The sequence below is a fragment of the Eudoraea algarum genome (genome assembly GCF_050589645.1).
In the GTDB taxonomy this organism is placed as follows: Bacteria; Bacteroidota; Bacteroidia; order Flavobacteriales; family Flavobacteriaceae; genus JBNGOQ01.
This window is the reverse complement of record NZ_JBNGOQ010000001.1, coordinates 393,050-406,139: the sequence shown is the minus strand read 5'-3', so window position 1 is coordinate 406,139 and position 13,090 is coordinate 393,050. Positions and strand designations below refer to the sequence as shown.

The following is a 13,090-nucleotide window of genomic DNA, read 5'->3' as shown; positions in this document are numbered from 1 at the left end:
AATATTTAAGGTTCCAGGCACAAAACTGCCGAAGACCATGAAACTATCTCCGGCAGTTCATCCACAACATCACCAATTAAAAAACTACTTGACCAATCGTTTAACAATGCTGTTTGAAAAATCTTTGGAAACGGAACCCAGGGTCGATGGATTATCCACCTCCAACGTAATTATGGTGAGTAATTGCTCGTTTTTTGGTTTTGCCAGGTCGTACACCAAGGTTTCCACGATATATTTTGTTCCCTTTATCTCCACGGTATTATGGTTGGAATAAAATCCTTGATAACCATAGAAGCTTCTATAACGCCTGTACCTGTAGGAGAATGGATCTGAATAATACGAATCGCCATTGCTCACGGTTGTGGTATATTCTTTGGAATCCACTAGGTGGGATACGATTACAATATCAATGCACTGGTCCCATAAATTTTCTATGACTTGATCTATTTCCTCATTTTTTACTTCCTTCAGGGGATCCGAGAGCGGAAATTTGACATGAGCTTCCACCGCTTGGAATCCATTTTTATTCAGGTTTTGGACCAGATCCTTTTCAAAGCGCATCCTGGTGGTCTTGTTTTTCGTTTTGCTAACGACCAGGATGTTTTTTTCTTTGATGTCAAGTGTTTTAAGGCCTCTCCAGGAGTCGGTAACCTTTACAGAGGAACAGCCAGATAACAGGGATGCCACTATAAGCATTCCGAACAATGATTTTATACTTCTCATAATTTCCAGTTTTCAATCCGTTAAGGGCTAAATGAACAGAAAGATATTTTCGTCATTTTCGTACCTAGATCGCAGTCTTCCGAGATCTTGGTGCAGTTTCCTTTTTTTTGGGTATCCCCAAATTGTGGGTATCCTTTTAATTGATTCGATCGTTTTCATATTATTGAATTTTTGTTATTGCGTTAGTTGCTGTCCATGTCTTCCAGGAGGCCTTCTTTCAGCTCCAATATCTCCATTAGGTATGGTACATACGTCGGGTTGGGCTGGTCAACAGCTTGCTCCGTTAAAAGGTCTTCATGCGGTAGCGGCTCGTATGTTGAGGACAAAGGTTCTACATACCTTTCTATAGGTGTTAGATCCGGTTTTCCGTTAAAAGGGATGATCAGGCTTACGATTACCCCGGTCAGAAAAATTGTGCTCATCGTTTTCATAGGCTTCTATCTTTTGATTTACAGGACAAATGTATTATGCTTTGGGTGCTGATACCGGCCTATTCTGGGCAAAACGACCAAAATGCAAAGTGAAGTGACCTTAGGGAAAGGTAAAGGCCAAAGATTGGGTAAAAGGTGTATTGAGGAAACTATTAAAAAACACCACAAAAGGAAGTGGACGTCCTATTTCATCTTGTCGATTTCCAAAGTTTCCAAAAACGGCTATTTTATGGGACCGCGAACCGGTTCAATAATGACTATATGGGTACAGCAGGTATAATAGGCATATGATTATCGACCGTATATAAACGTTGGCCTTCATTATGGCCAACCACAACTACTTCAGTAATTTCATAAGTTGCTTTCACATTTCTCATATAGGCTGGAAGTTGAACAGTCAATCCTTTTGTTATTGAAGCTCATCCGCGATTAGCTTTGCAAAAGATTTTCGAAGACCGCTTCAAGTACAAAGGTAACTGTCCTTTTTGTGGTAGGTTCCAATTCCGTCCCAAGGGGTGGTAATTTGGGTGGGGCATTTAGGTCGTCATAATAGCCTTTTAAGGTAACATATTCGTTGCCGTAATAATCCAACATGGAGCCATAGCCCTCTCGTCTTCTTAAGATTTCCTGTTCTTCTACATCCTTCAAGGACGTCAACAGAAGAATTTGGAATCCTGCTTCCCTGAACATGGATATGGTATTGGTAATCCTTTCCACTGTCTTGTTGGTCAAAGGCTTTAAGTCGGGAAAAACAACATGACTGGCGGTGGCATTTAAGCCTTTAGCTCTGAGTTTTTTTGTAATTTCCTTTTCATAGGCCCTCCTGATATCATCCTGCGGTGTTCTGGACACTACCAATATTTTTTTATTATTAACGGTATCAAAACTATCCGATTTGAAGGACCTCGTAAGTTTCATTGAAGAACAAGCTGCAAAAAAAAAGGCTGCAACAAGTAGAAATATGTATTGACGGGCAGATCTGGCCATAGGAACAAAGCGTGTTGGTTATAAATAAAAATAGGAAAAATAAAGCAATTCATCTGAAATTCATAGGACTTGGGCTTGCCTCGAGGCAGAGCAATAATAGCAAGCCCTTTTTACAAAACCAAATGAAATTGTTCGGTGAGGATCCAAAAAAACTATCACTATTCAAATCGGAGATGTGCATAAAGCAAGTTTGCCCATATGGTCAATGGGTAGAACAATCAGTATAAAATTGGATACAACGGCTATACCCTGCTCCACAAGTTGATCAAAAAGCACTATTTTCATGGGGTATAGTATGGATACAACGTGTTTTCTGTATGTCCCGTAGTTAGCTCACATTTAAATCAAAAAACTATTTGCAAAAAGTAAAGCCTGTACTATCAACTAAAGAAATTGGACCCCTGAGGTTCTATGTTGGAATTATTATTGGATTGGGGTACGGAATTCTTACCCACCTATGGTTTAGGTTGTCGGACAAAGCAATTTTGGTTTTATCCGACATAAGAAATAGGAATTCAATACTAGTAACAGACTTGACTTTCAGTTTGTACAATTCATTATTGATCACACTGACTTGCGCAGCGCTTGGATTTTGTTTTACCATGTTCTATTGGACAAGTAAGCCGCTACATAGCAACCGAAAAAGAACCTTAAAAATGAGGGTGGCAAACACAAACAGCATTTTTCAGGGTATGCTCATTTTATTTGTATTCACAAAATTTCTGACATTCGATACTTCGTTAAGATATGATGGATACGGAGTTGATTTAAAGGGGAACTACGGTTATCTCCCTTTCGCTCTTCCTCTATTCATTTTTCTCTTCAATTGGTTAACGATTTCCAGAGTTTATAAGTCGGGAAAAATTCTGTTTTTTTCAGCTTTGTGTGTCATCCTATATGGAATTTTATTAACTGTAATACAAACGTGAACTAACATCGGCTATACCCTGCCCCTCCCAAGTTGATCAAAAAGTAGTATTTTCATAGTATGCATGGATACGCGGAAATTTCCTTATATCCCATAGTTGGCAACAATTAAACAACTGATATTCCAATGAGGCAATTACTTTTATTATTTCTGATTACGGTTACATCGTGTTCAGAAACCAAAATCAAAGACGATCTACGTCGGTCCAATCTTGAATTGACTTCTCGTTATTTCAATGAAGTTTACAATGAAAATAAAATCGACCTGATCGATACATTATTTGTTGAGAATTACGAGCACACCTCAACAGAAGGAAGAAAATTTAGGAGTCGGGACGAATTAAAATCTGCGGTAAAGAGAATTGAATCACTTCTTCCAAATTTAAAACTTGAAATAGTAGAGGCGATTCCTGATGAAGAAAAAGTTATGTTCTTGATTCGAATGGAATCTGATTTGCCGAAAATAGCACACCCATCGACTAAAGCCACAAAAACAGATTTTAATGAAACTTTCATCTTTTGGGTTAAGGACAATAAAATATATAAAGGCAGGTCAATTGGAGCGCACTTACCCTTTATAAAACAAGTATCTGGATTTGAAGGCGGACTTTTAGATGTCATTAAAACATTAGCGAAAGAAAGTGACTCGTTAAAAGTGGAATAAAAACTGTTGCCAACACCATACCTAAAAAATAACGGTTTTGGTCCTTAAACGAAAGATAAACAATAAAATAAAGGCCCGTTATAAACCGAAAAATTGGTGTATAAAGCCGGTTATGTGCCATTTGAAAAACAAACCAACTTAAATGAAAAAACTACTTTTGGGGATTTTTTTAGTTGCAATTGTAATCAGTTGCAAAGACAATAAAAAAGAAAGGAAGTTTGAAAATTCTTCGGACGAAATTTCAAATATCGTTGAAGAAAATGCCATTACCCTTCTAAAAGACGAACGATTTCATTCTGTCTCCATAGCTGTCGTAAAAGATGAAATTGAAATATCAAAACATTACGGGGAACTCGAAATTGGAAAGGAAAACCCGCCTAACGATTCTACCGTTTATGAAATCGCTTCAGTAACAAAAACATTTTTAGGTACAATAGCGGCAAAAGCTGTTCTGGACGGTAAAATCAATTTAAACGATGATGTTCGAATCTATTTAGAACAATCTTACCCGAATCTTGAATTTGATAAAAAACCCGTAACGATCAAACATCTTTTAACCCACACCAGTGGGTTCCCAAATTTCCCCATTAAAGGAGAGAATAAACCTGATTTTTTTGAAGGATTAAAAGAAATAAAAATAGAATCAAAAATCGGTTCAAACTATGCATATTCCAATACGGCACCTGAGTTGATGGCATACATTATAGAAAAAGTATATGATATGCCATACGAGCAACTATTATCAAAGTACATTTTTGTGCCAAATGAAATGAAAAGCACAAAATTTGACTTGAATGAAGAAGAGCAGTCTCGCTTAATAAAAGGCTATAATGATGAAAATGAATTGATGCCAAATTTTAAACGGAATTTATGGGGTGGTACGGTTGGACTACATTCAACAACATCGGACCTACTTAAATACATACGATTACAGTTGGACGAGACTAACCCTATAATAAAAGAATCACACAAGGAATTTCTTGAAACGCCATATGATTTCTCAATCGGCTATCATTGGAACATCATTAAAGAAAATGACAATATAATTTACAGACATCACGGAGGGATTTTTGGAATGCAAAATTGGCTGATGATTTATCCAAAATACAATATGGGTGTTTCCATCTTGAGTAATACCAGTTTTGATGAAACTGGAGATATCTTAGAAGAAATTGCGGAAAACATAGCAGAAGAAATCAAGGACTTAAAAAAAATTGACTAGAAATAAGGGTATACATCACTGGTAATACCCTACCTGCCAAAGTAGACAATCCTGTTATGCTTCATTTGTGTCGGTTGCAAAATGTGACAGAAAAGGAAACCGAACAAATTCAAATGGCGGTCGATTCAACTGCGTCCTTAGGGAATTGGGCCGCTTCTACTTTGGAAACCGACTTCTTTCTCCTATAAATTCATCGAATTTCAATTTTGAATAATTTCCCAGGCTATCTGGCACAAACTCCAATCTGGACCAAAATTGCCTGTTAATGAATTTAATGATCTGACCTTCCCGGCCTACAACGGGTATTAATGGGGCCCCATCGGAAAGTAACATCCCATGATCATAGGTAATGGTAACCGTACCATTCGGATTGTAAAAATTTTCATCAAACTGAAAGGTCCCGAGCATTTCCCGTGCCAGGTCATACTTGACTTCAGTGGGACTAACGAGGTTTAGCTGTTCATAGTCTTCCCCGAAAACTATCGCGGCGATTTTGGGAACGTTAAAGTAAGGGATGTGTATCTTAATATTCGATAACATTATCACCGTTAACCCTTCTTCGGGATAAACTACAAAATAGCACGAAAAACCAGGTGAGCTTCCGCTTCGGTAATGGCGGAGTCGATCGTCCTGGCGTTTACTGGACATGCCGTATCCTAAAGTCGATCCATAATAGGACGTTGTCATTTTCGTCCAAGAATCACTCGTCAGCAACTTTTTGCGCATCATAGCCTCTGCAAAGGTATTGAGGTCGTGCGCCGTGGAATATATGGAAGCATGCCCAATTTTCGTGGACCAGTGAATTCGTTCCGCACGCTTTAATTCTGTCACCCCTTCCTGCTCATATCCTATGGCCAAATCCTGAATGTGGTCATAAACTTTATCATACCCAAAATGCCCCGTATCGGTCATTCCCAAAGGGGAAAAAATTTTGTGTTCAAGATATTCCCCAAAGGATGCTCCGGACACCAATTCTATTACCTTGGCCAAAAGAATATAGGAAGAGCCAGAGTGTCTATACTTTGCCCCTGGCTCGGCGATCGGCTCCAATTCTTTGATCAGATCCACCAGCGCATCCAAGGTATGGGCGGTTTTGGTCAATTTGGTGTAAGACCCGTCTGCTTGCGAAACAACTCTTGGCAATCCGGATCTTTCCGTAAGTAAGTGATGAATGGTGATTCTTTCTGAATTCGCAATTTGGGGGATAAATTGGTGGAGCGGGTCATCAACGGACAACTTTCCTTCTTCTACAAGCTGCATGATGGCTACCGCCGTGAACATGGCTGAAATGGAACCAATCAAGAATTTTGTTCTTACCGTGGTTTTTGTTCGGCTTTCGCGGTCGGCATACCCATAGGGTTTTGATAACACGATGCTATCCTTTTGTTTGACAAACACCATCCCACTAAAATTATTTGAATTGGAAAGGGGACGGATTAGCGTGTCAATTTGAGCAGCGAGATCGGGTGTCCCGGGAAATTTTGCCTTTTCGGGTCCCTGGCGGCATGAGGTGTAACTCAGTACCATACAAAGCACCAACACCTTACCCAAAAAAGGGTTTATTCTTGATTTTTGCGTGCGGACCATACATTACATACTTCGGGAAATAGGTTTGGTTACAAAAGTTCCGCAATTTGAGAATTTTGTCCGCTTTAATATCTTTGGTCCGCAATGCACGGGCCTACCAGCTAGGCCGTTCCTATGCTTCATTACCTGGCCTTTACCGAAAATTCATGGCAGAAGTGAAATTGGAATAATTACAGCCCATAGGAAATGACAAAGGGCCCACAAGAAGTGGATTGAGTTTCAAGAAAAGAAAAAAAAAGGATTGAACAAATATGGGCCTGACCCAAAATATGAACTATGAAAAACAAAACGGATTTATAATTAAAGTTCAAAAAAAGGATTATAAAATGACTAGAATTAAATCTAAGGCCATTTGGGAGGCATAGGGTCGTTACGTTAAACAACCGATTTACAAACCCGCACGAATCTTTCTTCATTCCCAAAACAAAAACCCCATTAAAACTGACTTTTACGCTAGTATATTCTATGACTTTTGTCAGTTGGCATCGCCTTTTTAAACTTTATCTTGTTATGCCTCCTATCTAAATATTTTAAGTTTTTAAAGTCTATGTAAGAAAAATAAATACCGTACAGCACTAAGTGGGAAATTAAATAATTGAAATTGGGATGTTCTTGTCTAACGAACAATAGCTAACCTAAGGTAAAATCATCAAGCAATAAACTGCCAAAGATGGGTGCAAAACAAATTTTAAATTGGACAGGGCGTACTGCTTTGCTGCTATTATTGTTTTTTATCCTGTTTATAATCGGGTCAATGGCCGTTTCAGGGATGATTCCCGATATAGAATCGGAGCCGGGGCTGTTGCCTGATAACCTTGGATTCTTTATTTTCGGGATGCTCAACACCCTTCTTATCATCGCATTAATTCTAAGCTCACATTGGCATGGATGGAAATTAGCCCTGTTATTGGCCTTTGCCTATTATGGAGCGGTAACTGTTTTAACACAAATTGAAACTTGGTATTTCATGTCAAATATCACAGTAAGTGCAAAACTTTTACCACGGCTGTTTATAATGGGCCTACCGGTAGCTTTTGTTTGTATACCACTGGCCGTATGGATTCTGGGCAAAGGAAGAGCGAAGGAGGCGATAGAACCTAAGGCAGAAATGAAAATGTCGGTTAAACAGACGCTATTTAAATTATTGGGCATCGCACTTCTTTATATTGTACTCTATTGGGGTGCAGGGTACTATATTGCATGGCAAAATCCTGACCTGCGCTCTTTTTATGGGAGTCCGGGAGCCATACTGCCTTTTTGGGAGCACACAGTCAATACTTTAAGTTCGGATCCGGGATTATTTCCGTTTCAGGCATTACGTGCCATGCTGTGGACGCTTTGCGCCATTCCCATCATACGAGGTTCTAAATTAAATGTTTGGCGTACTGCCGTTCTATTGGGGCTTTTCTTTACCGTTCCACAGATATCAGGTCTAATTTTGGCAAATCCACTTATGCCGAGTGCCAGTGTACGCCTAAGCCATATGATCGAAGGTCTTGCCTCCAATTTTGTCTTTGGAATGCTAATCGCTTGGCTGCTTCATCGTGAGCATACATCGATACAGGATTTGTTTGGCCTTGGGAAAAAATAATAAAAGAATAATTTTTATTGCCTAGGGACAATTTTGAAAGTAATTCCATTAAAACGCCCTAACCAAACCATACCAACAAAATTTCCCCCATGTAACCTCCGTATTAGCTTTTGAAACGTCGCTGGCAAAGCGTCTATGGTCTATTTTGTAATTTTAGTACATAACATAAATCCTAGCACTATGAAACGGACAATTTTACACCTCATTTTTGCATTGTTACTCACCGGTATTTCCCAACACGTCTTTGGTCAAAACACCTATGAAGATCTTCAAGGCCGTTTTGTCCTAGATCTGCCCAAGGGTTGGGCATTGGAGCCTCAAACCGTTGATAAAGTCTATATCTTCAAGGGAAAGAGCAAATCGCTTATCGTTGAATACAACGAGGACACTAATGATATTGACCAACTGTTTTTAAACGGTTTGGCCACCTTAAAATCCTCCGGGCTATCCAAGCCTGAAACGCATAGCGAAATTAAGCAGCTGAAAATAAATGGCCTTCAGGCCAAGTGGGGTGTTTACAAATCCGACTACAATGCTTCGGGCATTACGGTTACCCTATACGGCCTGGTAGGGAGTTTAGGACTGCAGGATCAGGGTCTCTATGCCATAGCGATCCTAAATGAAAAAGACCTTAAGAAATGGGAGGCCGTTATTGAAAACATCTTTCAAAGTTTTCGACTCCCGGGGGAACAGTTAAGTGGTGTCCAGGAAATCAGCAGCACGGAGACCGCCGACGACTCGGATGTTTCCCAGGCCGCAACGACCAATGGACCTACCGCCGATGCAGAAGATGGCGGTTCCCAAAAAAGTGCGCCCACTCGCTGGACCCACGACGAATTTTCAATTACCCTGCCCGAGGGGTGGCATGAACAAGAGGGGAACAGGGCCATGGAAAAGGAAATGATCGGTTGGTTCAACTATGCACCTATTGCCGGAGCCAACTCCATGTTGTTCTGTTACCAGGGCATTATATGGAACAGAAAGCTGATCTCACAAACCGCCGACAAGACCGTCAAGGCCGCTATGCCCGACGCCGAACTTACCAACAGCTACGTGACCAAATTGGCCAACAACAAAAAAGCCAATGTTATGGTGTATACCGGAAGCGGCGTTTCCAATGGCAATGAGGTGGAGCTGGGTTCGGTAAACATCATTTACCGGGGCGGCAAATGTGTCCTGCACCAATTTGGACTGGGTCCCTTAAAAGAGATAGCCACCTTGGAAAAGCAGTTGTTGGCCATCGCCAATTCCGTAGAATAATCCAATCATGGAAAGCAGATCCAAAATAGGGTGGATTTTAGGCCTTGTGCTGTTAACGATGCCCATAGGGCATGCGCAAAAAGAATTGTGGATGTCCTCCTCCGACGCCAATATCACTAAACGGGCGCAACGGCAACCCGCTCCGAAATTCCAAATTCCGACAGGGGCCTCACATGTGGACAATATGCAATTAATTGGCCCTGATAGGCTTCTGGTAGGACTGCGCGAAGATGCGCAAGGCGTTCCCAACGCCGATTACCTTTTAATAGATACACGCAAGGGAACGGTGCTCTGGCGTTATCCCCGGGAGAAAGGAGCATATCACATCCAATTGATTTTTGATGATCTGCTGCTTATAAGGGTCGATGGTGAAAAAAAGACCGATTTTTTGGCTTTGGACCCCACCAACGGTACTGAAAAATGGAGGCGGAGTTTCAAAAGTAAAAATACGTCCTTTTTGCCGGTGCTTCCGAGCGGGCAAATATGGGCTTTTCAAGACACGTCAAAAAAAGTACAGATTACCGGTTTTACTATCGCCGATGGGGAGACCGTTTGGCAATCGGAAAGTGCCGGGACCATGGAAAATTCGCCCTCACCCGTGGTCCATGACCCCTACGTCTTTACTACGTTTGACGGCTTAAAAGCGCTAGATCCCCGAAAGGGTACGGTCTTGTATAACCTTCCGGAACTCCAATTGCATGCGCTATCGCCCCCCTTGGAATTTGATGATTCACATCTTTATGTCATCACAAAAAACAATGACCTGGCCATGGTCGACAAGGCGTCCGGAACCATCCTGTCCCGCACCCCATTGTCCGATAACATTACGTTTACCAATGTGTATCACCAGGATGGCGTTTTATATCTTCGGGGGCTCGATGATCAGGCATCGCATTATTTGATTGCTTTCTCCGTAACCGATAAAAAAGAGCTTTGGCGGTACACGATCGGTGAACCGCTACTAAGCAACCTGGTGCTACACAAGGGAAAATTGTTTATGGGAACGGCGAGTTCCTTACTAGCCTTAAACAGTAGTAATGGCAATCAGATGCTGGCCGTGAAGGTCACCGATACCGGAAGAAATTACCCCGTTACGCTTAGAGAGGTCGCAGGGAATATTGTTTATGTGGGAGAACTGGTCATCGCAGCCTATGATGCCACTACCGGAATCCAAACGTACAAACATGGGATGAGTCCGTTGGGCCCCGACCTGCACCTCAACGGTCTTGATGCCTCCATTCCGAACCTCAAAGAAGAACTGGGCAAACTGAAAGCGAGTGCTTCCCCCGGACTGGGGGCTATGGCCAATGCCGAAACACGATCCTATCAGCAGATGGCCAACAGACATTATTCCGATTATTTGAGCTATAAAAACTCCGGAAATTATTCTTCGAGCCAACACAGTTATACGCGCTATAAAATTTCCAACGAGATGGCCAAAACACAGGCCACCGTGGCCATGGCCATTTCATTGGCAGAATTGGGAGGCGCCATTGCAAAGGGGATGCAAGCTGCAGCGGTCAAGGCATCCATTGAGAAGCAAGAGCTTTTTAGAAAATCCATACTGGACGTGTATTCCCGGTCCCAGTCGGCCGCATATCTCTATAGGCCCCATATGGCGTATCACAGTAGCAACGATCAATTCGCGACCTTGAGTTTGATCCACTTGCCCAGCGGTAAAATACGCCGGACCTATTTATCGCCCATCTATCAGAGCTACGGCCTTTGGAACCTGGTAGATTTTGAAAACCAAACAGTGTATCATCACGGTATAGGTATGAACCCTGCGCTTTATACCTTGAGCAAAGCCCGAAAGTCGACCCTTTTTTCCAAAATTAAAACCGTAGAGACCTTTATTATAGCCGTACCGCTTCGGCTGCAGGAATAAGGCAGAACCTATTTATTGGACGTACTTTTGGGTTTTTGTCCAAGAAAAGCCCGAAAAGTGGTATTTTCATGGGGTATAGGATGGATATAGGTGGTTTTCCGGATATCTAGTAGTCGGCCTTAATTTGAGATCCCTAACCCAAAAGCCTAACTCCCTCATTAAAAAAGTGGTTAAGCCAATTATTATTTTTTAGAAACCGTCAAAGTCTCTAGTTTCGAAGCAATTAATCTAGCTCAACTATGCACAGGGCAATAATTATTCTCTTCTTAGTAGTATTTTTTCATGACCTTAGGGCAACCCCTCAGATTCCGGATTACCTTATTTATGAAGGAAAAATGGTTGAATTGTTCACAAATCCCTTAGAGCAGTATTTAGAACTTAAGGGCAAAACTGATATTGACAGAGGATGCAATTCCAGTGCTTGTTCAAGAGGCTACACGGCTATTTGGGAACTAAAAATTGGGAAGCTTTTTTTAACGGAAATCAAGCGCTGTGGAATTATTGCAACTGCGGGAGTCTATACTGGATTGGAATGCGGAGAAAATGAGGTTTCGGAAGTTTTAAAATACTTCGAAAATCAATTTGGGAATAAGGTCGTATTTGCCGATTGGTACACTGGTAAATTGATTTCACCCCAAGGTAGGATTATCAATTATGTGCATATGGGTTATGAATCGACCTATGCAAAAGAAAGACATTTTGAAATTGAGAAAGGTGTTCTATTGAATACTAAGATCTTAGAAAATGAAATTAAACCGGAATATTTTGATTTGTACAACCACAACTTGGTCATAGATACCCTTTTTCACAATATCGCAAAACTAGATTGGAAAAGCTTGGAAGAAGAGTTTTTTTGTGCGGATACCTATTCCATAAAAATTAATAAAAGGGGCAAGGTAGCAAAAGTCTGGTATGAGACTTATTTTGATTCTAAATGGGAAAGATTTTGGTATAATGTGAATGACCTTGGGTGCAGAAGAAAAATAAAAAAGAGCATTAAGCATCTGCGATTTGACAAATATCTTAAAGGACAAAAAAAAATAATGACGGTTCAGTTGAATTTAGATTGGCACAACGGAAAATTAAGATTGCTAAATTAATACAACGCCAACAACGGCTTTGACTCATTGCTTCGCAGGTAGGTTAAAAAGCAATATTTTCATGTGGTACGACAAGTACCGGGAATTTTCCCGATATAAAGTAGGTAGTTGATATTATGATTGACTACAAATAAAACAATATTGATGAAACCATCTTTTTTTCTTCTTTTAATTACCTTATCATCCGGGATTTGTTCACTTGCTCAGTCCGAAAGTCGTGAAATCCCTTCAAAAAAAATTGCTGCGGAAAATATCAAAGGATTTGTCGATAGTTTAAGGCAAAAGATTCTGGTAGATACAATCCGATTTGACCGAAAAGATTTAATACACCATAACGGAAGAACCAAAAATAAAAAACCCTACTCCATGTTGATAACTGTGAATATGAAATATAATTATAGACTGGATATTGTTAAAGGGAAATTGGTAAAAGAGTTTGTTGATAAAATTTTGGATAGCGACCATATTGACTCGATACACTATATAACCAAAGAAAATGCACCGACTCTTGAAGGTTCTACAGCTAAAGGTGGTTGGATTCTAATAGATTTTAAACCCAAGACTAAATTGAACCTCGAGGTCGGAGGATTAAAATATAGAAAAGGTAAGAAAAGAAAAGGAGGAGATAATTATCTTCAGAGGAAAGAAGGAGAAATAATGATTAGAACATAAAAATAACTGTATACAACGATGAATATAAGCGACTACAA

The 13,090-nt window shown here is 40.5% G+C and carries 11 protein-coding genes; 7 read left to right on the top strand and 4 right to left on the bottom strand.

Annotated elements, in window-relative coordinates; all coding sequences use genetic code 11:
* Positions 1-84: 84 nt before the first annotated feature.
* The 3 genes from ACRD67_RS01885 to ACRD67_RS01875 form a co-directional block, all read right to left on the bottom strand.
* Positions 85-723, bottom strand: coding sequence for a hypothetical protein (locus tag ACRD67_RS01885; RefSeq protein ID WP_430965335.1), 639 nt, complete (start codon positions 721-723; stop codon positions 85-87).
* Between the two features lie 182 nt (positions 724-905).
* Positions 906-1,145 carry a hypothetical protein gene (locus ACRD67_RS01880; protein ID WP_430965334.1) on the bottom strand — a complete coding sequence of 80 codons (240 nt, stop codon included), beginning with the start codon at positions 1,143-1,145 and terminating at the stop codon, positions 906-908.
* A 438-nt stretch (positions 1,146-1,583) separates the two neighbouring features.
* Positions 1,584-2,006 carry a hypothetical protein gene (locus ACRD67_RS01875; RefSeq protein WP_430965333.1) on the bottom strand — a complete coding sequence of 141 codons (423 nt, stop codon included), beginning with the start codon at positions 2,004-2,006 and terminating at the stop codon, positions 1,584-1,586.
* 1,189 nt (positions 2,007-3,195) lie between these two features.
* On the opposite strand from ACRD67_RS01875, the gene ACRD67_RS01870 reads away from it, so the two are divergent.
* Positions 3,196-3,732, top strand: a complete 537-nt coding sequence (locus tag ACRD67_RS01870; protein ID WP_430965332.1) for a nuclear transport factor 2 family protein — start codon at positions 3,196-3,198, stop codon at positions 3,730-3,732.
* Positions 3,733-3,874: 142 nt separating this feature from the next.
* A complete protein-coding gene (locus ACRD67_RS01865) occupies positions 3,875-4,954 on the top strand; it encodes a serine hydrolase domain-containing protein (protein WP_430965331.1) in 1,080 nt (359 codons plus the stop codon).
* A 156-nt stretch (positions 4,955-5,110) separates the two neighbouring features.
* Here the strand turns inward: ACRD67_RS01865 and ACRD67_RS01860 are convergent, their stop codons facing one another.
* Complete coding sequence (locus tag ACRD67_RS01860) at positions 5,111-6,481, bottom strand: serine hydrolase domain-containing protein (RefSeq protein WP_430966175.1); 1,371 nt, start codon at positions 6,479-6,481, stop codon at positions 5,111-5,113.
* A 730-nt stretch (positions 6,482-7,211) separates the two neighbouring features.
* On the opposite strand from ACRD67_RS01860, the gene ACRD67_RS01855 reads away from it, so the two are divergent.
* From ACRD67_RS01855 to ACRD67_RS01835, 5 genes are all read left to right on the top strand, one after another.
* Complete coding sequence (locus tag ACRD67_RS01855) at positions 7,212-8,132, top strand: hypothetical protein (protein ID WP_430965330.1); 921 nt, start codon at positions 7,212-7,214, stop codon at positions 8,130-8,132.
* A 180-nt stretch (positions 8,133-8,312) separates the two neighbouring features.
* Positions 8,313-9,392 carry a hypothetical protein gene (locus ACRD67_RS01850; RefSeq protein ID WP_430965329.1) on the top strand — a complete coding sequence of 360 codons (1,080 nt, stop codon included), beginning with the start codon at positions 8,313-8,315 and terminating at the stop codon, positions 9,390-9,392.
* A gap of 7 nt (positions 9,393-9,399) precedes the next feature.
* A complete protein-coding gene (locus tag ACRD67_RS01845; protein ID WP_430965328.1) occupies positions 9,400-11,280 on the top strand; it encodes an outer membrane protein assembly factor BamB family protein in 1,881 nt (626 codons plus the stop codon).
* Positions 11,281-11,519: 239 nt separating this feature from the next.
* Entirely contained in the window at positions 11,520-12,380 is an 861-nt protein-coding gene (locus ACRD67_RS01840) for a hypothetical protein (protein WP_430965327.1), read from the top strand.
* A 144-nt stretch (positions 12,381-12,524) separates the two neighbouring features.
* Positions 12,525-13,052, top strand: coding sequence for a hypothetical protein (locus ACRD67_RS01835; RefSeq protein ID WP_430965326.1), 528 nt, complete (start codon positions 12,525-12,527; stop codon positions 13,050-13,052).
* Positions 13,053-13,090: the final 38 nt, after the last annotated feature.